Genomic DNA, 21,923 nt, shown 5'->3' with positions numbered 1-21,923 from the left:
TATGGATAAAAGTATGTGGAGTGGTGATACAGATGGAAAATGTATATAAAGAGCTTAGACATACTGGATTTACTATGTTGCTTATTTTTGGCGGTGTATTTTTACTGTGCTGGTTCATTCATGATGAAATGCTATTGGATCAGCTTATTGGGTTGAGTGTAGGGATGGTAATGGTTATTTCATCAATATTTTCATTCAAAAGTACAGTAAAGAATTACAAGTAAATGAGAAGTGTTAAAAGTAATTCGTATGATTGTTATAGAAGGAAAGTAGAGCATCTAATTTCGATGCTCTACTTTCCTTTTATAAATAAAAAATCCCTCTGTATGAGGGATTTTAATGTGGTAAGAAAATCAATTGATAAGCGAACAAGATTCCGAATACATACACAAGTGGGTGAACAGAACGGAATTTACCTTTTGCCACTTTCATAATTGGGTATGAAATAAATCCAAGTGCGATACCTGTTGCGATACTTGATGTAAGTGGCATGCTTAAGATTACTAAGAATGCTGGGAATGCTTCATCAAATGCGTCCCAATCGATGTGGCGAACTGATCCCATCATAAGACTACCAACGATAATTAATGATGGTGCAGTAATAGCTGATACACCAGAAACGGCACTTACTAATGGTCCGAAGAATGCTGCTAGTGCAAATAGAACAGCTACTGTAACAGTTGTTAAACCAGTACGACCACCAGCTGCAACACCAGCAGATGATTCAATGTAAGCTGTTGATGGTGTTGTTCCGAACATAGAACCGATTGTTGCTGAGAATGAGTCAGATAGAAGAGCTCGTCCAGCTTTTGGAAGCTTTCCATCTTTCATAAATCCACCTTGCTGAGCTACACCAAGTAATGTACCTGTTGTATCGAATAATGTAACAAGGAAGAATGAAAATACAACGCCGTACAATCCGTAGTTAATTACATCAGAAACAGCAGTAATTGGATTAGAAACGATAATTCCTTCTGGTAATCCAGGCATTGATGTAACACCGTTTGAGAATGTTAATTGTCCTGTGAAGTAAGCGATAATACCAGTTAATAGCATTCCAATAAATAGTGCACCATTTACATTTAAAGACATAAGGACAATTGTAATTCCAAGTCCAGCTAATGCTAGTAGTACTGGAGCAGAGTGAAGATCACCAAGTCCAACTAAGTTTGCTTCATTTTTTGTAACGATACCTGTTAAACGTAAACCGATAAAGGCGATGAAAAGACCGATACCAGCAGTAATTGCATGTTTTAAGTTTTCAGGAATTGCTTCCATTAATTTTGTACGGAAAGATGTGAATGATAACAAAATTAAAATCATACCTGCTACGAATACAGCAGAGAATGCAATTGCGAAAGTCATGCCTTCATGAGCTTTTACAACAGAGTAAGAGAAGTAAGCATTTAATCCCATACCTGGTGCAATTGCGATTGGTAAGTTTGTAAAGATCGCCATAAATAATGTTCCGACAACAGCAGCGATAATTGTTGCTGTAAATGCTTGTTCAAATGGAACTCCTGCATCCCCAAGGATGACAGGGTTTACGACAATGATATATGCCATTGTTAAGAAGGTAATAATACCTGCCATAATTTCAGTTTTAATAGAAGTTTTATGTTTTGAAAGGTTAAACATATAAACATCCTTTCTGTTTACGAATAATTTTCACAACAGTTATATATAATATTCGTTTTTTAATTATTTTGCAATAGTTTTGCATAAAAAGTTTACAACAATTTATATTTTGTGTCTTAAATTCGAATATTAATCGTAAAACGATGTGTGAATTTCAGTTTTTATTGTGCGCATATTATAAGGAAAAGGAGTTGAAAGAAGATATGCCGCAGCAAAAAAACTTTGTAACAATGCCTGCGCAACATCAAAATAAACAGCCTGGTATTGAATCATTAATGAATCCACTTCCGCAGTTTGAAGATCCAAATTATAAAGGAAGTGAAAAGTTAAAAGGAAAAAATATATTAATTACAGGAGGAGACAGTGGGATTGGACGCGCTGTTTCCATCGCTTTTGCGAAAGAGGGAGCAAATATTGCGATTGCGTATTTAGATGAGGAGGAAGATGCAAATGAGACGAAACAATATGTTGAGAAAGAGGGGGTAAAGTGTGTATTGTTGCCGGGTGATTTAAGTAATGAACAACATTGTAAAGATATTGTAGAAGAGACCGTTCGGCAGCTAGGTAGTTTGAATGTCTTAGTAAATAATGTCGCACAACAATATCCACAGCAAGGATTAGAGTATATTACAGCAGAACAGCTAGAAAAGACGTTTCGCATTAATATTTTTTCTTATTTTCACGTTACGAAAGCAGCACTTTCTCATTTAAAGCAAGGGGATGTCATTATAAATACGGCATCTATCGTTGCATATGAAGGAAATGAAACATTAATTGATTATTCCGCAACGAAAGGAGCAATCGTAGCTTTTACAAGATCACTTTCTCAGTCATTAGTGCAAAAAGGGATTCGTGTAAATGGTGTTGCACCGGGACCAATTTGGACGCCACTTATCCCATCGAGTTTTGATGAGAAGAAAGTCTCTCAGTTTGGGAGCAATGTTCCGATGCAAAGACCTGGTCAACCATATGAATTAGCGCCAGCATACGTATACTTAGCGTCTGGGGATTCATCCTATGTTACCGGGCAAATGATACATGTAAATGGAGGCGTTATTGTAAATGGATAGTTTTCATTGATAAGAGCAAAGTAAAGTTAATTCCAATTATTATATTGAGCGCTAGGGGAGGGATATAGATGAAAAAGTTATGTTTCGTCATACTATTATTTTTCATCCTACCGGTTAGTGCTTTTGCTGATACAGATCATTTAATATTAGTGAATCTTACGACAAACCAATTATCTTTTTTTGAAAATGGAAATTATACAAAGACATTCCCCGTAACAACTGGAAGAGACCGTACACCTACGCCTGAAGGTAATTTTTGTATTATAACTAAATTTAAAAATAAAGAATATCATCGAAAAAAAATAGCTGGGGGTGCACCGAATAATCCTCTCGGTACGCGTTGGTTAGGTTTGGATAAGAAGGAGTATGCCATTCATGGAACGAATCGGGAATGGACGATTGGAAGCCGCGAATCGAATGGCTGTATTCGCATGCATGACAGGGATATACAGTGGTTATATGATCGAGTCCAGTTACAAACAAAAGTAATCATTTCCCGTTTTCATACGAGCCCCGAATATGAAGCGAATAAGCTTGGTTACCGTGTTGTAAGTTGGAATGGTCGTAAAGTGGAAGAAGAGCAAATTGGCGTGCTTACGTTAGTAGACCGTGCCGATATATATTGGCAAGAACCAAATGGACAGTTAACGAAAGTGAAAACGTTATTGCCAAACGAAAGATATGCAGTGTATTCAAAACGAAAAGATGGAATATATTATATAGGAAACAATTTGTATATTGTGGATGAAACAGGAGAAAAAATTCGTTATGAGCAAATTCCTACTTCGACTTTAAGTAATATATATAAACGGAAATATAATATTCCGTAATAAGCTACCGTATTATAGACGGTAGCTTATTTCTACTTCGAGTTTAACTGCAACTATTGTATTTTGCTGAATATAATACAGTACAGATAGGGGGGCGGTTACATTATGAAAAGTGAATTTGCTTTTAAAATTTTCTTAGTAACGACCTGTTTATTTATCGTGTATTTGTATGCGTTTCTCGTTTTTTCTTTTTATGTTCCATATGTTGATTTAATATTGTTCTTCGGATTTATTTGGGCATTTGTGAAAGCAAGAGAAGGAGAGAAGAGTATATATCGGCGCATTACCTTATGTGGGACAGTTGTTCTCGTTATTTTGTACTTTTTTATGATGCATGATTTTTGGAGAGGAATGTAAAAAAGCACACGAGTAATCGTATGCTTTTTTTATTTAATATTTTGGCTTAAATGTATGACAACAAGTTTCTACACTTGTTGTTACAGAACTTTCTAGCGTCTCGTTTGTTAAAACCGCGCCTGTATACGAATCATTTGCATTTGAACCAGCCTCTTGAGCATCTGGTTGAACAACGATTGCACTTGCTTGACAAAAGTTACCTTGTCCCCAAAATGAGCAATTGGAAACAGAACATTTCACTTCTGGCATAAAACCCCCTCCTTATACATTAGTTTGGGATTTTACGCCCATTTCATGTGTAGAAGGAGTTTCCTTTTCTCGTTATTTTTTCGTTTGCTCAAGCCATTCTTTTAATTTGTCTTCCGGTTGTTCACCACTAATACGGCTTACTTCTTTGCCATCTTTAAAGTGAATGATTGTTGGAGTTCCTTTAATTTTATATTCATCCCAAGGAACATCTAGTTTTTCAATATCCATAACTTTCATATCAACGTTCAAGTCTTTAGCCATTGGTACTACGACAGGAGATAGCTTTTGACAATGAACGCAAGATGTTTGATAAAAGTATACTGTTTCTTCTTTTTTCTCTTTTAAATTCTTTTGAAGATCTGAAAGAGAGATTTTGTTTGTATAGTAGTCAGGGCCATTTGTCTTACTTTCAGTAGCATTATCAATTTTTTGGCTAGTAGCATTTTTTTCTTCCATTTGTGTGACAGCGAAAATTGCTGCAAACAGAGCGATAATAATACCACCAAATATAAGCATTTTTTTCATTGTTTCATCTCCTTATTTGTTTTTTATTACAATAAAACTACATACAGCGATTGTAATAAAGCCGATAAGTGCTAAAAACGGGATTGTAATAAAACCAAACCAGTTTATGAATTCTCCGGTGCAAGGTACACGGCCGCAAGCTGCCCCAGCAGCTGAAAATGCTGCGACTTTTTGAATTGCATAGTGATATAAAGAAATACAAGCACCGATACTTGCAATTGGTAAAGAATAACTTGCGATGCGATAATCTTTCTTTGCTACAGCGATACCAAGCCATAAAACGAATGGATACATAAAAATACGTTGATACCAACAAAGTACACAAGGCTCAAATTTCATGATTTCGGAAAAATAAAGACTTCCTAGTGTAGCGACAAAAGAAGCTCCCCATGCGGTAAGTAAAGCATATTCTTGCTTTTTTTCTCGTCCCATATTTTATACCTCTCTTATAATAGTTACATACTAAATTATAGTATGAAGTAGCACAGAAAAGAAAGAAAAAATATGTTTATCAATAAAAGTTTTATAAGAGGAAACTTTTATTGATATCAATATTTAAAAAAGCGCCATTCTCCTGAAGAGAATAGCGCTATATTTTACATTTGAATTTGTTCTACTTCTTCTATATGTGACTTTTGGGATGCATGGTCAATATATTGAAATAGGAGCTGCAATTGTTTATCAACTTCTGGCATTTCTTTACTGTATTGATAAGCGTGTAAAAAATGTTCAATACGCTTAGAAAATAGTTGATCGTTCGTTTGAACCATAAGAACGAGTAATTTATCCCAATTACAGCTATATGTGTAATAGAGAGCTTTGTCATAGTCGTTATATGTTTGCACTGTGTACCCTCCTTACTGAGGAGTTATATATAGTGTGTGACAAGTAAGGAGAAATACACTTGAAAGAATTTGTTAAGAAAAAAAGTGAATGAAACGAAAAAACGAGGTGTATCCTCGTTTTTAAGCTTTTGGCATTGGCGTAGGTGTTGGTTTTCCGTATCCTTCTTTATACTTATTGTCAATATAGTTGCGAATTTCCAGCGTTGATTTTCCTTTTTGTTTCATGGAAGCAGATTCAACTGCGATTTCTAGGCAATTGACGCAAGTCGTTGCATGGGAATCCCAAACAACTTCACCATTCTTTTTAATTTCACGAATAAAGCAATTTTTATTATTTTTATGTCCTACACTCTCACCGCAACCGCAGTAACATGGAATCCAATCTAATAGCTCTGCATTTTGCCCAGCGACAGTGTATATATCTTTCATTTGTGGATCAAGCTTGTCTAGGAAGGTAGGAAGTGTGTCGACTCCTTTTGTTTTTTCTTGAATGTCAGCTTGTTGAGTATGCGATGCGTGGTCATGCTCTTCTTTTGATTCAGGTGATTTTTTTTCATTTGTACTAGTAGCTCCGCATCCAACAAGAATTAAACTCAGTACTGCAAGTAAAGAAAATACATATTTCTTCATACGCTTGTCCCCTTTACAAATGTATTAATCAAATTGTATCAGAGATTATGGTGTATCGGTTGAAGATTTTTTCGACTGATTTTTGAAATGCCATCGTAGTGAATGGAATAAAAATAAAATCGGGATATAAGCGTATACAATATATAAGCCAGCCTGAGACAGCACGGTATTTAATACATTGATACTTTCTCGGTTTGTGAAAAATAAAGATGAAATAAATATGACTGCGATAAACAATGGCAGTGTAATTTTAAACGGTATGTGAAACGATCTTTTAGTAATGCAACAAGAAGACCAAATTGTTAAACAAAGATTAGGTAAAATGATGAGATACCATAGGAAAATAATGATGTACTCAAACCTTTGGATAAAAGGAACCTTTATGATTTTTAGCATCGTTAATGTTGGCCAAATGGTATGGTGTAGCTGCCCTTGACTATAGTACATAAGGGAAACAATTGCCAGTACTACGTATAAAACAGTTGAAAAAGCAATACCACCATGTGCCCATTTATTTATCGATTTTCCTTTTTTAATAAACGGATAAAAAATAAGAATCGCTTCAAATCCAAGAAATTCTAATGCAGATGCTTTCGTTGCATTTAGAATTTCTAAAGGTGAATGAGTAAGAATTGGGAAAATGTTACGGACATGTGCATATTTCATTGGGAAAACTAAGAAAAATAGGACGAAAATCGGTATGATAACTCCCCAAAAACATATTCCTGTTACAGACCGCAAGCCACCTCTAATTATGTAATAAGCTACAAGTAAAAATAGTAAGGTTAATTTCCACGGTTTAATTGTAGGAAAGACCCAAACTTGAATCACTTCAATATATGAACGAAGAACAGTAAGGCAAAATAATAAAAGATATGCGGCAAAGCATACAGAAAAAAATTTTCCAATCCACTTTCCGAAACATGTCGTATGAATATTCATTAAATCATTATCTTTTTCTAACATTTTAAGCATGCAAAATAGTACGATATGAGTTGCAATGCCAGCGATGATAAGAGAAATCCAAGCATCATAACCGGCAAATTGTGCAATAATCCTTTGGTATCCTAGCACACCTACTCCAATTTGAAGAGAGTGTAATAGAAGGAATGTGAAATAAGGGGAAACAGTATGTGTTTTATCTTGTTCAGCCATGATAGCACCTCACTATTCTCCGATACCAGATTGTACGACATTAATCTTTACATTGACAGCAACGTCTACGTTAGGATACATGTTCTGAATTTGTTTCATGCTCCATTTTCTTGAGTGACTACGAATTTCTTCACGTATACCAATTGGATCGATTTCATTTTCTTGGAATGTTTGTATTAATTCGTTTAAATCCTTTTCAAGCGCTTTTTCTACATGTCTTTTTACGTAAGTTACATTTTTGCTCTTCGATAAATCAAGCCAGCTGGGAGCATTTTTTATGAGTCCATTTAATTTTAAGTGTATGTTAACTTTCGGAATATCACCGTTTGGTGAAAGAGAACATACACTTTTTCCAGATATGTTTTGAGTAGCAATTAATCCTTTATGTTTACCTTGACGTATTGGGACTTCGTAACGCCCATTTTTCGTTGGATTAATGAGTAATTTAAATAAAAAAGACCTTTTCTTATCTGTATACATAACCACTTTATCCTTTTTTAAAAAAGCTAGCCCTTTAATGGAAGCAGATTTGTCTTCTGATACTTGAATGTAAGGAAGAAATGGATCGCATCCAGATGAATAGAAGTTATATAAAAAAATATTTAAAGCTGTCCGCGGGATTGTCTCGTTTTTTATATTTTGCTCCAATAAATCAGATAAATAAAGTGATCCATTTATTCTGACATGTTTCAGTAATTCTTCTGCTGAACCATCTACAAGTGCTAGCTGCACATCACGGCCAATGTTAGGATCACGTTGTAAGTTGTTAATAACATCTCCAAGTCCATGTTCACCAAATGCTTTTCCAAATAGGACAACACGCATTTGACCTACAGCGATCGTATGTGGAGATTTGGCGTTTAGAAGGGAAGAGATTGTTTCAATTGTACCTGCATGAGTTGATTGAGTTTCTGGTTTAGATTGTACGCCCTTTGTGTAATCGGGATATAAAATGGTTCCGCGAAATTTTTTATCTTTTATTATATCGAATCCACCTACGTGAATCATTCGCTGTGTATCAACTATATATGCTTCTGTACAACCAGATTGAACAATTAAAATGATAATGGAAAAGCATAATAAAATATTTTTCATTTTTCCTCACCGTCGCGTTTTTCTTTCGCTTTGTTCGGGTCATAGCGCCATTTCTTTTTGGGCCTTAGAAAAGAAGCGCGTTCTGCAGTTTGACTAAATGGAAGGCGAAGGAGTCCTTCTGCTGTCCCTAAACCGCGAAATGGATATAGAGGTAATAAATAAGGTGATCCAAGTGATTTTAAGCGAATTAAATGAGCTAATATGAGTACGAATCCTACAATAAGACCTAAGCCCCCAAATGCACCAGCTAAAAGAATAAGTGGAAATCGTAGTATCCGGATAGTAGAAGACATTTTTACAGTTGGTGTTGTAAAAGAAGCGAGTGCTGATAAAGCAACTGCAATTAATAAAATGTTACTCGTTAAAGCAGCTTGAACAGATGCTTGGCCAATTACAATCCCGCCAACGATGCCGATTGTTTGTCCAACTTTTGTAGGTAATCGTGCTCCAGCTTCACGGAGCAATTCGATTGTGATTTCTAAAAAAAGTGCTTCTAAAATGGGCGGAAAGGGTACATTAGCTCTTGAAAAAATAATCGGACCTAGTAAATCCACAGGAATCATTTGATAGTGATACGTTAATACAGCTGTATAAATAGCTGATGAAAATAGCGAGAATGCTGCTCCGAAAAAGCGAACCATTCGAAGAAATGAGCCTGCTATCCATGGTAAATAATAATCTTCTGGCGAGACGAAGAAATCAAGTAACGTCGCTGGTCCAGCTAATGCGTAAGGTGAACCGTCTGTTAAAATGACAACCCCTCCATTCAGTAATGCGTACACAGAGCGGTCTAACCGCTCTGTAGGTAGTAAAACAGGGAAGGGTGAGTTACTATTATCGCTAATAAACTGTTCAATCATAGTTGCATCAAAAGGAACATCAAAGTCAACATCTTGTAAGCGCTGCATTGCAGTATTGATGTGTTGTTCATTTGTAATGCCTTCGATGTAAGCAACTATCACCTTTGTTTTTGATATAGAGCCAACTATAACTTCTTTGAAAACCAATTGCTCTGTTACTATATTTCGGCGAAGTAAGTGTGTATTTGTATCAATATTTTCAACAAACCCGACTTTTGGACCGATTACACTATATTCATTTTCGGTATCGTTATATAATCGTGTACCTAAAACTGAACTTTCAGCACGAATAAGTGCATATTCTGCTGCTTGAGAATCGTTTTTTATCTGTATGAGTACATACCCAACTAATAATTTTTCACGAATATCATCAATAGAAGGATTGGTGATGATCCCTTCGAGTGTAACGATATTTGCTATGTCACTTATATTTTCAATGCGATCTAATTCTCTTTTTATAGGTGTTAAAATGAATCGATTAATGAGGAGTGATTCAGCTGTAGATTTATAATAAAACAAACATAGTGTCCCATCTTCTACGATGTTATAGGAAACGAAATCACTAGATTCTTTCATAGTGAGGACAAACTCTGGAATGGAACAGATTGTTTTTTTCTTCTTTTTAGACGATAAACGAAACATTTTCTCACCCCTTACTACATCATTTGTTTATGTTAGTTTTTGGGAAATACGGGAATTTATACTTCAAAGTTGAAAGTTCATAAAGAAAAGGAAGAGCAGTGAATACCTCTTCCTTTTTTGCGTGTTAATTTGTTTGCTTCTCTTTAATAGACTTCACTAATTTAATCATCTCTGCTCGTATATCTTCTCTTTTAACATTTAATTTTTCCGCGATTTGTTTAATATCCATACCGTCTTTTTTCATTTTTAGTACATCATCAAGAGGGGTATTACTTTTTTGAGAGATGATTGTTAATACCGTGAGCTGACGTAATCCGATATTATAATCTTTCATTTTTTGTTTTAGTCCGTCTGGTGTAGATTTTTGCATATTTGCTAATTCTTGCAGCAGTGCTTTTTTCGTCTCTTTATTCATATGATGCTTTTTCAACTTACTTGGATCTACACCGAAATGCTGGGCTGTTTTCTCCCAAGATTTATTTTGTTTATAGTAAGCTAAAACGTCTTTTATTTCTTTTTTACTCATTCTTGCAATGTGAGCAGCTTTCCAAATTTCATGTTTGTTATAGCCGAGTTTTTCGAGCGACTGCATTTCTTCTTCTGAAATAGGCTTATGATGATGGTGCAATGTTACTTCTTTTGGCGTGGTAGCGGAAGCAGAAGCAGGGAAGGTAGATATCCCGCATAATAATGCTGCCATAGTCATACTTACTACGATTTTTTTGTACATATAAATTCCTCCTAGATGGATAATGTGGAAAACTGTACACATATCATTTCCATAAAATGTGAAATACTTGTGAACAAATGAAGTTTTTTTATTCACAGTATAAAATGACGTTTTTGGAAGTTTTCCAACATAAAACATTGATTAATAGTAAAAAACTAAGGTATAATCGAAATTGAAAATCAATATCAATAACAAATGTATACATATAGATGAAAATAAGGGAGAGAAAAATATGACTACATATACTTCCATCGCAAATGTGATTAAAGAAAGACGCTCTGTACGTACATTCACAGATAAAGCTGTAGATAAAGAGTTATTAATTGAACTATTAAACGACGCAACGTGGGCACCGAATCATAAACACCGTGAACCATGGAATTGTAAATTATACATTGGAGAAGGTCGCAAAAAATTAGTAGATGCAGTATTAAACTCTTTCACAGAAGAAGAAAGAGCGAAACGCGGCAAAATTTTATCAGATCGTTTCTTAAGCACGCCTGCACAAATTGTTGTTTATATTAATGAAGATCCACGTCAAATTCAACGCGACGAAGATTACGCTGCAACATGTGCATTTATGCAAAACTTCCAACTGCTTGCTTGGGAACGCGGATTAGGTTGTGTTTGGAAATCAGGCGGATTAAACTACAATCCATTATTTATAGAAGGACTTGGTTTAACAAGAGGTCAACGCATCGTTGGAATTCTTCACATTGGCTATTTCGATAAAGCACCAGAAGGAAAAGCTCGTACACCGATTACGGAGAAGATGGAGATTATTGAAGGTTAATAGATGAGACATTCTCGTTTTTATGAGGATGTCTTTTTATTATGCAATCAATCCTCATGAAAGCTTGTTTCCAATCATACACTTTCTTAAGGGAAAGTGTAAGGAGGGAAAATAATGAGAGCAAGTGACGATAAAGCACTGCAATATGCGATTGCGGAAATTACGGAAATTGCGACTGGATTTGGGCTTGATTTTTATCCGATGCGTTATGAAATATGTCCAGCAGAAATTATTTATACATTTGGTGCATATGGGATGCCGACGAGGTTTTCACATTGGAGTTTTGGAAAACAATTTTTCAGAATGAAATTACAATACGATTTAGGTCTTAGTAAAATATACGAACTCGTTATTAACTCTGATCCATGTTATGCCTTTTTATTAGATACGAACTCGTTAATTCAAAATAAATTAATTGTAGCGCACGTTTTAGCACACTGTGACTTCTTTAAAAATAATATTCGTTTTTCAAATACGAAGCGAGATATGGTAGAAAGTATGTCTGCAACAGCTGAACGTGTGAAAGCATATGAGCATAAGTATGGAAAGGCAGAAGTAGAGACATTTTTGGATGCCGTACTTGCTATTCAAGAGCATATTGATCCATCGCTTATGCGTCCGAAACTTGCGTGGAGTATTGAAGATTTAGAAGAGGATGTAGAAAAGAAAAGGATATCACAGTACGATGATTTATGGAATTTAGATGATCGAAACAAAAAGAGAGAACGACCTAATATGCATAAAAAGAAGAAAATTCCGCCGCAACCAGAGAAAGATTTACTACTCTTTATTGAAGAATATAGCCGTGAGCTAGAAGATTGGCAGCGCGATATATTAACGATGATGCGCGAGGAAATGTTATATTTCTGGCCGCAGCTTGAAACGAAGATCATGAACGAAGGTTGGGCTTCGTACTGGCATCAACGCATACTCCGTGAAATGGACTTAACATCTTCTGAAGCGATTGAATTCGCAAAGCTTAATGCAGGTGTAGTTCAACCATCAAAAACAAGCATTAACCCATACTACCTCGGTATTAAAATGTTCGAAGATATTGAAGAACGCTACAATAACCCGACAGAAGAAATGAAGCGACGCGGTGTAAAACCAGGGTCTGGTCGTGATAAAATCTTTGAAGTACGCGAAATTGAATGGGACGTATCGTTCTTAAGAAACTACTTAAATAAAGACCTCGTAATGAGAGAAGATATGTACTTATTCCAGCGCCAAGGAAAAGAATATAAAGTAATAGATAAAGAGTGGGAACATGTACGTGATCAGCTCGTAAATATGCGTACAAATGGTGGCTTCCCGTACTTAGTAGTAGAAGACGGAGACTACTTAAAGAACGGAGAATTATACATTAAACATAGTTACGAAGGAATCGAGCTTGATTTAAAATACTTAGAAAAGGTATTACCATATCTTCATCAGCTGTGGGGAAGAACGGTGCATATGGAGTCCATTGTGGAGAGTAAGGGCGTTGTGTTTTCTTATGATGGGAAGATGGTGCATCGGAAGTATGTGTGAGGAGAAGCCGCTGGGATCAGCGGCTTTTTAATTGAATTAACAAATCTAGTTAAGTAAAAGGTATTATATTTCATGTAATGTCCTTTTATTATTTGTTTTTCGAATAAAATTTATCTTCCTAATCCCAGATATTTGTTAAAATATATGATATGAATTACATTTGTTTAGTTTGATTAATAGATTAATAGAGGGATGGGATTTTAAGTGGGTTTTATTAAAAATTTAGTCACCTTTGGGGCTTCCGGTCGAATTGAAAGGAAGATCGAAGAGTTTAATCAGTGGAAAGAAGAATACGAAGAACTATATGAGGAAATGGAAAGAAAAAGAAAAGAAACAAATTCCGTATTGGAAGAGGTCGTTACTTCAAAGGTTAGAGCTATTAAAGCATTAAAGAAGATACATAAGATATCTAAAAATTTAAAAGGGTAGTGGCTGTATACTTCTAATCGATTAATAAAATTATTTAAAGAACAGATAAAGAATTCAGTTGAAATCCTTGTCCGTTCTTTTTTATTTGGAACAAAGTCAAATATGCTATTCTTGAAAAAAGGGAGTTATATAGAGAAATGGAGCGATTCAAATGAGCAAAATAGGGGTTTGTAAGGTTGATATTACACCGCCTGTAGGTATTGATTTTGTCGGATACCATAGAGAGACAGGAATAAATAATATTGAAGAGCATATTTATGGGACGATTTTTGTATTTGAAAAAGATGAAGTGAAAACGGTGTTTATAAGTATTGATAATATTGGGATGTTAGTAGAAGATACGAATATGATTCGTGAGCGAGTAGCGAGTAGGCTTCATGTGCCATTTGAGCGAATAACAGTTGTTTATACACATACACACTCTGGTCCGGAAACTGTTGGTGAGCAACCTTTAGTAAAGTCGTATAAAACGATTTTAGTAAATAATGTAGTGCAAGGTGCTGTTACTGCGAATAACAATTTGAAGTTGTGCGAAGTTGGATGGGGTGTTACGACAGGTGATATCGGTGTCAACCGAAGAGAGAGAACATCTGATGGAAGAGCGAAGATGGGAACAAATATAGAGGGTGTTGTAGATAAACGAATTGGCATGTTAGCGATAAGAAATGCTGAAACGAAGGAGCTATCTGGTATTGTAGTATTTTGTACTGCGCATCCGAATGTTTTAAAAGGTGATAGCGATGTATTATCAGCGGATTATCCTGGAATGACAAGGGAGATTCTTGAGAAAATCGTAAACTGCCCTGTTATTATTGTGCAAGGAGCTGCTGGTAATGTAAATGCGAAGTATCGTGGTTCAAGGGAAGCATTAACACAAATGGCTTACATGCTTAGTGGACATGTATTAACGATGTTGCCAGCAGTTTCTTATAGCCCGATTGTAAAATTAAGAACTATTTCAAGTGCGATGCAAATGAAGTTGAAGGATATCCCTGAAATTGATGAGATAAGAAGAATGGCTCGGTTCGCCGAGAAGCAGTGGGGCGTGAATACGGATGAATGGCTTACTATCGTTTTAGAGAAATATAAGCAAGGTATTCGGCAGTTACGTATTGATTTAGAAGTTCAACTGTTCCAAATTAATGATGGTATGTTCTCTGGTATACCGATGGAACCTTTTTCAGAAACGGCATTAGAAGTGAAAGATCGTCTTCAAAATGAATTAGCTTTCTTTGGTGGATATATGAACGGATATGTTGGTTATTTACCAAGCGAAGAGGAATATGTATATGGTGGGTATGAAGTCGAGTTAAATACAGTTGTATATGGACCGGTTACGAATTTATTGATGCCACCGGGGGAGAATACTGCGGAGTTGGTTGTGAAGAGAGTTATGGAATTATATAACGCGTAAAAAAATATATTCAGTAGAATAAAATTTAAAGAAATTAATGATTTTTAATACAGCTATAGAAAAACGAATCCATTTTGAAGAAGTTGAATCAAAATGGATTCGTTTTTTGTTTACCAGACAGGTCGTATATTTGATGATAATTTCTCTGTATTTTCTTTAGTGACGAATGTCGTTAAATCTTCTTTAAGCATTTGCATTCTTGCTGCACCTATATTTTTAATCCATCGCTGCTCTATTTCAGCTACTATTTCTTCTTTTGCTTTCATTACTGCTAAACCACGTTCGGTTAAAACAATGATTTTACCCCTTTTATCAGTAGGGTGTATTTTACGTGTAACGTAGCCACTATTCTCAAGAGAATCGACCATTTTACTTATAGCTTGTTTGGAAATCCCTAAATATTCAGCTAACTCTATACCAGTTGCTCCATTAGGAAGGATGCGTTTGAACATAAAACCATGTGCTGGTCTAATATCTTCAAATCCCAATTCACTTAATCTGTCATGTAGCTCAGTAATTAATGTACTAAAGGATAATGATAAAAGTGAAGTAAGATCTAACTCGTTAAATGTTTGATTCATGTATATAACCTCCGCACTTGTAGTCAATTAAGTTGACTATATATAATACTTATTGTACTATACACAATATAGTCAATCAAATTGACTATATTGTGTTGGTAGAACAAATAATGATTTATATAATATAGAATCAATGGAGGTTTCATATGGTCAATATCGTAAAAGTTAGAGGGAGTGTCTTTGCACCATATGCATCGCTGGAACCTATTAAGGATCCTGCAACAGGAAGATCGTTTGAATATGCTGGAGATGCACGTGAGTTTACACCATACGCTGTGAACGCAAAGCGTTCAAGATTAGAACAAGAAGTGAATATTGATTTTTATAAAAGAGAAATTTTCACATATGCAGATGCTTGTATCGTCACAGTGAAGATTACAAATCCAGATGGCTCAATTGAGTATCAAAAGGGAGAAACAAGTACAGAAAATATTGTATGTACTAATATCGTATGGGGCGAGGATGAAGTTTCATTTGAAATGAGAGCAAGTGCCAGTAATCCGTTAAATGCGGCAGCACCTGCAGCTGATTATTTGTTGGCTATACGAGTTAATAAAAGTGGTACTGTGCATGTTGAAGGTGTACATGATGGTTTTCCTTGCTATGAATTTTATAAACAAGTAGATTTTGGTTCGTTTGAATTAATATATACACATGATTTTAGAGAAACAAATGATACTCCAGCAGCACTAGCTGGAGAGATGGAATATAACTTTAAAATGACAGTCTAAACGTAAATATAGCACTATTTTTTAGAAGGAAGTAGAAAAGTAAAAGAGAAATCTATTGGTTTTAGGATTGAAATTATGGTTTGTTTTATTTAATAGTATTCAGTATCTAAAATAAAATTATAGAGGTGTTTCTTATGACTAATATCGTAAAAATTAGAGCCAGTGTCTTTATTCCAATTTCTTGGACAGAAGCTAAGAAGGATATGGAAACAGGAAAAATAATTCAATTCGAAGGTGATTCGCGTGAATTTACACCACATGCGGTAAATACGATGCGCTCTAGAGTTGAGCAAGAGGTAGTAGTTGATTTCTATAAAGAAGAAGTGTTTTCATATGCGAACACGGGTATTACGACCGAGAAGGTTACAAGTCCAGATGGTTCTGTGAGTAAAAGAACAGGGAAAGCAAGTACAGAAAATATTGTGTGTACTAATATCACATGGAATTCTGACGGTGTGCAATTCAAAATGAGTGCGAGTGCAAGTAATCCATTAAATGTATATGCACCTCCTGTGGATTATGTATTAAATGTATGTGTGAAAAAGGACGGCAGTATTGATGTTCAAGGAGAGCATGATGGTTTCCCTTGTTTTGAATTTTATAAGCAAGTAGATTTCGGTTCATTTGAAAAAATATATACACATGATTTTAGAGAAACTGGTGATACACCTGAAGCGTTAGGTGGAGAAATGGATTATAGTTTTACAAAGAGTTTATAAGAAGTAAGATAATAATACAGTGTAGTTGAGAAATGCAAAAGTCAATAAAATCAGTGGCTTTTGCATTTTTACTATACGTTAGAAAGGTTCAAAAAAATAAAATGCTTTACAATATACCCTTGAGGGTATATGATGTTATACAAAGTTACAAAGTAATGTATAATATCGTTATAAATACGGAGGTGGTCTACAGTGGAATATAATCAAGATATGAAAAATAGATTGAAACGTATTGAAGGTCAAGTTCGTGGTGTACTTCGCATGATGGAAGAGGGAAAAGATTGCCGAGAGGTTATTACACAGTTAACGGCATCTCGTTCTGCACTTGATCGTACAATTGGACTTGTTGTGGGAACAAATTTAGAGCAATGTTTGCGTGAGCAGTTTGAAAGCGGTAATGGTTCAAATGAAGAGTTAATTAAAGAAGCTGTTCAATTACTTGTAAAAAGCCGATAATCTGTCAAACATAAGTGTTGACAGATTTTCAAAAACATTTTAATATACCCCTACAGGTATGAGTATATAAATTATGGAGGAATCGACTATGAGTATAAAAGTGGATATGAGTTTAGATTGTAAAGGTTTGGCCTGTCCGATGCCGATTGTGAAGACGAAGAAGGCGATGGAAGGTTTGACATCAGGGCAAGTGATTGAAGTTCAGGCAACAGATAAAGGGTCTACTGTAGATATACAAAGTTGGGCGAGTAAAGTAGGTCATCAGTACATCGGGACGAAACACGAAGGAGATCTATTGATGCATTACGTTAGAAAAGCACACGAGCATGAAATGAATGAAGTAGTGAAATATCCTCATACGATTACGAATGCGGATTTGCAAGATATAGTATTAAGTGGTGAAGAGTGTACTGTAGTAGATGTTCGTGAAGCGGCGGAATTCGCCTTTGGTCATATTCCATCGGCCATTTCGGTGCCATTAGGTGAACTAGCAAGCGCAGGATTAGATAAGACGAAACAAATTTATGTTATTTGCCGAACTGGTAACCGTAGTGATGTAGCTTGCCAAATGTTGAACGAGAAAGGGTATTCAAATGTGAAAAATGTCATTCCAGGTATGTTAGAGTGGCAAGGGAATGTGGAAAAATAAAATTTTTTAAATAAAAATATACCTATGGGGGTAATTAGATGAGTGTTAAACCGCTACAAGCAAAAGATGTTGCAGAGAAAGTTTTGTTCGGAGAGTTGTTTATTTTAGATGTTCGTAATGAGACGGATTATGAAGATTGGAAAATTGAAGGGAGACAAATTTCTTCTATAAATAAACCGTATTTTGATTTGTTAGATGGTGTAGATCATATTGTAAGTGAATTACCTAAAGATAAAGATGTTTTAGTAGTATGTGCAAAAGAAGGGTCTTCTATATTTGTGGCAGAGCAATTAACAGAGGCCGGGTTAGAAAATATTTATTATTTAGCTGGCGGTATGAAAGCTTGGAGTGAATATGTGAAGCCGTTAAAAGTAGGAGATGTACAGGACGGAGGGAGTATATATCAATTTAACCGCCTTGGAAAAGGCTGTTTATCTTATATGGTCGTTTCAAACGGTGAGGCAGCAGTTATTGATGCAGTCAGAACAGTTGAAGCATATGAAGAGTTTGCGAAAGAGCATGGCGTTACGATTACGAATGTAATGGATACACATTTACATGCAGACCATATTTCTGGCGGACGTAAGTTAGCTGAAAGAGTAGGTGGTACGTATTGGTTACCGCCAAAAGATGCGGAGGAAGTTGTTTTCTCATATAAACCGCTCGTTGAAGGATCAATTATTACGGTGGGGGGTACTAAAATTGAAATTGACGCATTATACTCACCGGGGCATACGATTGGAAGTACATCATTTATTGTAGATGATTCCTATTTATTATCAGGCGATATTTTATTTGTAGATTCAATCGGGCGTCCTGATCTTGCTGGAAAGGCTGAGGATTGGGTGAGTGATTTACGAGAAACTTTATATGATCGATATAAAGTACTATCTCAACAATTAATTGTGTTACCAGCTCATTATTCAAAAATAAGTGAAATGGATGAGAATGGTGTTGTGAGTGCAAAGTTAAAAGATTTATTTACGTATAATGCAGGGCTAAATATTGAGGATCAGGAAGAGTTTCGTAAAGTTGTAACGGAGAATTTACCACCTCAGCCGAATGCTTACGAAGAAATTCGTCAAACGAATATGGGGAAGATTCATCCGAGTGTAGATAAAGAGCGTGAAATGGAGATTGGTCCAAATCGTTGTGCAGTTCACGAATAAGAAATAAATAAAAAATGGAGGAATAGATGATGAATGTAAAACAAGTATTAGATGCGAAAGGTTTAGCATGTCCGATGCCGATTGTAAGAACGAAGAAAGCGATGGATACTTTACAAACTGGAGAAGTGTTAGAAGTACATGTAACGGATAAAGGGTCAATTAAGGATATTCCGGCGTGGGCAAATAAAGGTGGTCATGACATCGTAAAGCATGTAGAAGAAGCTGATGTGCTAAAGTTTTGGATTAAGAAGGCGTAGCATGTTTATAAATGTAGAGAGGTTGGTTATATGAATACAATATTAAGTACGCTCTTTATTGTACTGGCTGCAGGATTTGTTATTTCACGTTTTTTACCGGTAAAAGGTGTTCAAAATATAAGTGGGAAAGAATTAAAGAGTATAGCAGGAAAAAAGGGAAAACAATTTATCGATGTTCGCACAGTAGGTGAATATAGAGGAAATCATATGAAAGGATTTCAAAATATCCCGCTAAATGAGCTAGCGAGTAAGGCAAATCAGTTAGATAAAAATAAAGAAGTAATCGTTATTTGTCAGAGCGGTATGAGAAGTAAGCAGGCTGCAAAAGTATTAAAAAAATTAGGGTTTCAGCACGTTATCAATGTTTCAGGTGGTATGAACGCTTTGTAAGAAAGGAATATCAAGATGAAAGAAATAACAGCGAAAGAAGTAGAGGAAAGATTATTACGAAATGAAGAGTTACATGTAATCGATGTTCGTGAAGTAGAAGAAGTGGCGGAAGGGAAAATTAAGGGAGTGCTTCCTATTAGGTTAGGACTACTAGAGTTTCGAATGCATGAGTTGGATAAGCATAAAGAATATATTATCGTTTGTCGCTCTGGCGGAAGAAGTGCAAGAGCAGTTCAGTTTTTAGAGAGCTACGGTTTTCAAGCAATCAATATGGTAGGTGGTATGTTAGCGTGGGAAGGGAAAGTCGTATAGTACAGAGATAAATGATTTGAGCCTTTTTATAAATAATAAAATACCCCTATAGGTAATTGGAGGGAGCACAACATGGAGCAACAGAAGAAAACAACAATTGTTTTATTTAGCGGAGATTATGATAAGGCGATGGCTGCTTATATTATTGCAAATGGTGCAGCGGCGTATGATCAAGAGGTAACTATTTTTCATACTTTTTGGGGCTTAAATGCTTTAAGGAAAGATGAGCATGTGAAGGTGAAGAAAACTTTCATAGAAAAAGTATTTGGAAAAATGATGCCGCGTGGTGCAGACAAGATGGGATTATCGAAAATGAATTTTGCGGGTATGGGACAAAAGATGATTAAAGGTATTATGAAAAAACATAATGCTATGCCTTTACCAGATTTAATCGATTTGGCGAAAGAACAGGGGATTAAACTTGTAGCTTGTCAAATGACAGTAGATTTATTAGGGTTAAAAGAGGAAGAGATTATGGAAGGGGTAGAGTTTGCAGGAGTAGGAGCTTATTTAGCAGATGCTTCGGATGGGAATGTAAACTTATTCATTTAATTCACCTTCTTTTTAGAAGGGAGGGGATGTAAGATGAGCTTAGTCGTATTACTTTTTATAATTGGGTTTATAGGATCGTTTATATCAGGAATGGTTGGAATTGGCGGTGCGATTATTAATTATCCGATGATCTTATACATTCCGGTATTGCTAGGATTTACTAGTTATACGTCACATGAAGTAAGTGGTATTACAGCGGTTCAAGTATTCTTTGCAACTTTTGCAGGGGCATGGACCTATCAGAAAAGTAATGATATGGATAAAACGCTAGTTGTGTATATGGGAGCTAGTATATTAGTAGGAAGCTTCATAGGGAGTTTTGGTGCTAACGTATTAGCGGAACATACGGTCAATGTTGTTTATGCAGCGTTAGCAACAATAGCTGCTATTATGATGTTCGTACCGAAACGAAATAATAGTGGTGAAGTGACATATAATAAATGGTTAGCAAGCTTGTTAGCGTTTATTGTAGGAGGCGCATCAGGCATTATAGGTGCTGGAGGTTCTTTCTTATTAGTTCCTATTATGCTAGTTATTTTAAAATTGCCGATACGTACAACAATAGCAACATCTATCGCTATTACGTTTATTTCCTCAATAGGGATTACGACTGGAAAAGTGATAACTGGGCAAGTAGTTGTAATTCCAGCTCTTATTATTGCGATTGCAAGTATCTTTGCTGCGCCGCTTGGAGCACGAGTTGGGAAGAGGATCAATCAAAAAGCATTGCAATATATGTTATCGATTTTGATTGTAGGCACTGCTGTTAAGATGTGGATTGATATGTTATCGAAATAAAAGGATGGCGCTGCTTGCAGCCCATCCTTTTATTTATGCCCAAATAACTTTCATTAAGTTTTTATATTCGTCATTTGCTAATTTATATAGCATTCTCGTATGTTCAAAGACAAGTGCTGGATTGAAATTTGGTTCTGAGAATGCAAGTGATGCTGAAATATCAATTGCATTTTGCTTATTTAACGTGAATTTTGCAAATCGGTAAGATGTGTTTAATTCATTGATGACATGCAAAATATCATTTGTTGATGTTGCATCAGGTACGTGAGCAACATTGAAGCAGTATATATCCACAGTAGGATGTTCGTTTTGGAAAGCAGCGATTAGTTGGATTTTTGCGCCAGCTTCTGTCTCTAATCCTACTGAAAAATGAACAGAACCATCATTTTCATCTATATTTTCTTCCATGTATATATCGTTTGATTTTAAGTAGTCTTTAAAATCTGAGATGTTATGTTTTACTGCAGCTTTCATATGTATGAGCCCCCTGATAATTGGAATAGATTGCTACTATTTA

The 21,923-nt window shown here is 35.6% G+C and carries 29 protein-coding genes and 1 pseudogene; 18 read left to right on the top strand and 12 right to left on the bottom strand.

All coding sequences use genetic code 11. The features are described 5' to 3' along the window. The first annotated feature begins 32 nt into the window (after positions 1 to 32). Positions 33 to 238 (top strand): annotated as a pseudogene (locus QEP67_RS24040) (hypothetical protein). 98 nt (positions 239 to 336) lie between these two features. Here the strand turns inward: QEP67_RS24040 and QEP67_RS24035 are convergent. Further along, positions 337 to 1,638: an NCS2 family permease gene (locus tag QEP67_RS24035; RefSeq protein ID WP_000482732.1), complete on the bottom strand. Its 1,302-nt coding sequence runs from the start codon at positions 1,636 to 1,638 to the stop codon at positions 337 to 339. A gap of 203 nt (positions 1,639 to 1,841) precedes the next feature. Between QEP67_RS24035 and QEP67_RS24030 the strand changes: the two genes are divergently transcribed. From QEP67_RS24030 to QEP67_RS24020, 3 genes are all read left to right on the top strand, one after another. Then, complete coding sequence (locus tag QEP67_RS24030; RefSeq protein ID WP_001136271.1) at positions 1,842 to 2,708, top strand: SDR family oxidoreductase; 867 nt, start codon at positions 1,842 to 1,844, stop codon at positions 2,706 to 2,708. A gap of 68 nt (positions 2,709 to 2,776) precedes the next feature. Continuing rightward, positions 2,777 to 3,538, top strand: coding sequence for a L,D-transpeptidase (locus tag QEP67_RS24025; protein WP_000732017.1), 762 nt, complete (start codon positions 2,777 to 2,779; stop codon positions 3,536 to 3,538). A 105-nt stretch (positions 3,539 to 3,643) separates the two neighbouring features. Then, positions 3,644 to 3,895, top strand: a complete 252-nt coding sequence (locus tag QEP67_RS24020) for a hypothetical protein (RefSeq protein WP_000834191.1) — start codon at positions 3,644 to 3,646, stop codon at positions 3,893 to 3,895. A gap of 33 nt (positions 3,896 to 3,928) precedes the next feature. On the opposite strand, the gene QEP67_RS24015 is transcribed toward QEP67_RS24020, so the two are convergent. From QEP67_RS24015 to QEP67_RS23975, 9 genes are all read right to left on the bottom strand, one after another. Beyond that, complete coding sequence (locus tag QEP67_RS24015; protein ID WP_001115401.1) at positions 3,929 to 4,144, bottom strand: DUF1540 domain-containing protein; 216 nt, start codon at positions 4,142 to 4,144, stop codon at positions 3,929 to 3,931. Between the two features lie 72 nt (positions 4,145 to 4,216). Then, positions 4,217 to 4,669 (bottom strand): thioredoxin family protein, encoded by a 453-nt coding sequence (locus QEP67_RS24010; RefSeq protein WP_000738444.1) that lies wholly within the window; start codon positions 4,667 to 4,669, stop codon positions 4,217 to 4,219. Between the two features lie 12 nt (positions 4,670 to 4,681). Further along, positions 4,682 to 5,101, bottom strand: a complete 420-nt coding sequence (locus tag QEP67_RS24005) for a disulfide oxidoreductase (protein ID WP_000532271.1) — start codon at positions 5,099 to 5,101, stop codon at positions 4,682 to 4,684. A gap of 164 nt (positions 5,102 to 5,265) precedes the next feature. Then, positions 5,266 to 5,514, bottom strand: coding sequence for a YhdB family protein (locus QEP67_RS24000; protein WP_001195461.1), 249 nt, complete (start codon positions 5,512 to 5,514; stop codon positions 5,266 to 5,268). A gap of 120 nt (positions 5,515 to 5,634) precedes the next feature. Beyond that, on the bottom strand, positions 5,635 to 6,144 hold the full coding sequence (locus QEP67_RS23995; RefSeq protein ID WP_048567161.1) for a PCYCGC domain-containing protein: 510 nt from the start codon (positions 6,142 to 6,144) through the stop codon (positions 5,635 to 5,637). A gap of 45 nt (positions 6,145 to 6,189) precedes the next feature. Continuing rightward, on the bottom strand, positions 6,190 to 7,299 hold the full coding sequence (locus QEP67_RS23990; RefSeq protein ID WP_000840371.1) for a GerAB/ArcD/ProY family transporter: 1,110 nt from the start codon (positions 7,297 to 7,299) through the stop codon (positions 6,190 to 6,192). Positions 7,300 to 7,311: 12 nt separating this feature from the next. Next, on the bottom strand, positions 7,312 to 8,394 hold the full coding sequence (locus QEP67_RS23985; RefSeq protein WP_000789838.1) for a Ger(x)C family spore germination protein: 1,083 nt from the start codon (positions 8,392 to 8,394) through the stop codon (positions 7,312 to 7,314). Then, positions 8,391 to 9,896, bottom strand: coding sequence for a spore germination protein (locus QEP67_RS23980; RefSeq protein WP_000489317.1), 1,506 nt, complete (start codon positions 9,894 to 9,896; stop codon positions 8,391 to 8,393). Before QEP67_RS23980 ends, QEP67_RS23985 begins: the two co-directional genes overlap by 4 nt. A 124-nt stretch (positions 9,897 to 10,020) precedes the next feature. Then, positions 10,021 to 10,626: a hypothetical protein gene (locus QEP67_RS23975; RefSeq protein ID WP_048567160.1), complete on the bottom strand. Its 606-nt coding sequence runs from the start codon at positions 10,624 to 10,626 to the stop codon at positions 10,021 to 10,023. A 232-nt stretch (positions 10,627 to 10,858) separates the two neighbouring features. Between QEP67_RS23975 and QEP67_RS23970 the strand changes: the two genes are divergently transcribed. The 4 genes from QEP67_RS23970 to QEP67_RS23955 all read left to right on the top strand — a co-directional run bounded on the left by QEP67_RS23970 (position 10,859) and on the right by QEP67_RS23955 (position 14,792). After that, a complete protein-coding gene (locus QEP67_RS23970) occupies positions 10,859 to 11,419 on the top strand; it encodes a nitroreductase (protein ID WP_000214807.1) in 561 nt (186 codons plus the stop codon). 114 nt (positions 11,420 to 11,533) lie between these two features. Next, on the top strand, positions 11,534 to 12,949 hold the full coding sequence (gene spoVR / locus QEP67_RS23965) for a stage V sporulation protein SpoVR (RefSeq protein ID WP_001202707.1): 1,416 nt from the start codon (positions 11,534 to 11,536) through the stop codon (positions 12,947 to 12,949). Between the two features lie 204 nt (positions 12,950 to 13,153). After that, the gene (locus QEP67_RS23960; protein ID WP_048567158.1) at positions 13,154 to 13,378 is read left to right on the top strand and encodes a hypothetical protein; all 225 of its coding nucleotides are present in this window, start codon (positions 13,154 to 13,156) and stop codon (positions 13,376 to 13,378) included. A 151-nt stretch (positions 13,379 to 13,529) separates the two neighbouring features. Beyond that, entirely contained in the window at positions 13,530 to 14,792 is a 1,263-nt protein-coding gene (locus QEP67_RS23955; RefSeq protein WP_000034539.1) for a neutral/alkaline non-lysosomal ceramidase N-terminal domain-containing protein, read from the top strand. A gap of 110 nt (positions 14,793 to 14,902) precedes the next feature. On the opposite strand, the gene QEP67_RS23950 is transcribed toward QEP67_RS23955, so the two are convergent. Next, a complete protein-coding gene (locus QEP67_RS23950) occupies positions 14,903 to 15,373 on the bottom strand; it encodes a MarR family transcriptional regulator (RefSeq protein ID WP_001076793.1) in 471 nt (156 codons plus the stop codon). A 146-nt stretch (positions 15,374 to 15,519) separates the two neighbouring features. On the opposite strand from QEP67_RS23950, the gene QEP67_RS23945 reads away from it, so the two are divergent. The 10 genes from QEP67_RS23945 to QEP67_RS23900 all read left to right on the top strand — a co-directional run bounded on the left by QEP67_RS23945 (position 15,520) and on the right by QEP67_RS23900 (position 21,406). Continuing rightward, entirely contained in the window at positions 15,520 to 16,104 is a 585-nt protein-coding gene (locus tag QEP67_RS23945) for a DUF3238 domain-containing protein (RefSeq protein ID WP_000247274.1), read from the top strand. Between the two features lie 134 nt (positions 16,105 to 16,238). Continuing rightward, positions 16,239 to 16,823 carry a DUF3238 domain-containing protein gene (locus tag QEP67_RS23940; protein WP_000182091.1) on the top strand — a complete coding sequence of 195 codons (585 nt, stop codon included), beginning with the start codon at positions 16,239 to 16,241 and terminating at the stop codon, positions 16,821 to 16,823. 192 nt (positions 16,824 to 17,015) lie between these two features. Continuing rightward, positions 17,016 to 17,279: a metal-sensitive transcriptional regulator gene (locus QEP67_RS23935; protein ID WP_000456206.1), complete on the top strand. Its 264-nt coding sequence runs from the start codon at positions 17,016 to 17,018 to the stop codon at positions 17,277 to 17,279. A gap of 73 nt (positions 17,280 to 17,352) precedes the next feature. After that, the gene (locus tag QEP67_RS23930) at positions 17,353 to 17,928 is read left to right on the top strand and encodes a sulfurtransferase TusA family protein (RefSeq protein WP_151035281.1); all 576 of its coding nucleotides are present in this window, start codon (positions 17,353 to 17,355) and stop codon (positions 17,926 to 17,928) included. A 38-nt stretch (positions 17,929 to 17,966) separates the two neighbouring features. Beyond that, the gene (locus QEP67_RS23925) at positions 17,967 to 19,097 is read left to right on the top strand and encodes an MBL fold metallo-hydrolase (protein ID WP_000114058.1); all 1,131 of its coding nucleotides are present in this window, start codon (positions 17,967 to 17,969) and stop codon (positions 19,095 to 19,097) included. 26 nt (positions 19,098 to 19,123) lie between these two features. Beyond that, positions 19,124 to 19,354 (top strand): sulfurtransferase TusA family protein, encoded by a 231-nt coding sequence (locus QEP67_RS23920; protein ID WP_002108774.1) that lies wholly within the window; start codon positions 19,124 to 19,126, stop codon positions 19,352 to 19,354. A gap of 30 nt (positions 19,355 to 19,384) precedes the next feature. Then, the gene (locus tag QEP67_RS23915; RefSeq protein ID WP_001092309.1) at positions 19,385 to 19,744 is read left to right on the top strand and encodes a rhodanese-like domain-containing protein; all 360 of its coding nucleotides are present in this window, start codon (positions 19,385 to 19,387) and stop codon (positions 19,742 to 19,744) included. Between the two features lie 15 nt (positions 19,745 to 19,759). Then, on the top strand, positions 19,760 to 20,056 hold the full coding sequence (locus QEP67_RS23910) for a rhodanese-like domain-containing protein (protein WP_000659147.1): 297 nt from the start codon (positions 19,760 to 19,762) through the stop codon (positions 20,054 to 20,056). A 72-nt stretch (positions 20,057 to 20,128) separates the two neighbouring features. Continuing rightward, on the top strand, positions 20,129 to 20,608 hold the full coding sequence (locus QEP67_RS23905; protein WP_000437733.1) for a DsrE/DsrF/DrsH-like family protein: 480 nt from the start codon (positions 20,129 to 20,131) through the stop codon (positions 20,606 to 20,608). Between the two features lie 33 nt (positions 20,609 to 20,641). Continuing rightward, a complete protein-coding gene (locus QEP67_RS23900; protein WP_064459738.1) occupies positions 20,642 to 21,406 on the top strand; it encodes a sulfite exporter TauE/SafE family protein in 765 nt (254 codons plus the stop codon). Between the two features lie 33 nt (positions 21,407 to 21,439). Here QEP67_RS23900 and QEP67_RS23895 read toward each other — a convergent pair whose 3' ends face one another. Continuing rightward, positions 21,440 to 21,880, bottom strand: a complete 441-nt coding sequence (locus tag QEP67_RS23895) for a hypothetical protein (RefSeq protein ID WP_000642361.1) — start codon at positions 21,878 to 21,880, stop codon at positions 21,440 to 21,442. Positions 21,881 to 21,923: the final 43 nt, after the last annotated feature.

This window comes from Bacillus cereus group sp. MS39 (assembly GCF_040448665.1).
Lineage (GTDB): Bacteria > Bacillota > Bacilli > Bacillales > Bacillaceae_G > Bacillus_A > Bacillus_A wiedmannii.
The sequence above is the reverse complement of the archived record's forward strand: the minus strand, read 5'-3'. Positions and strand labels throughout refer to the sequence as shown.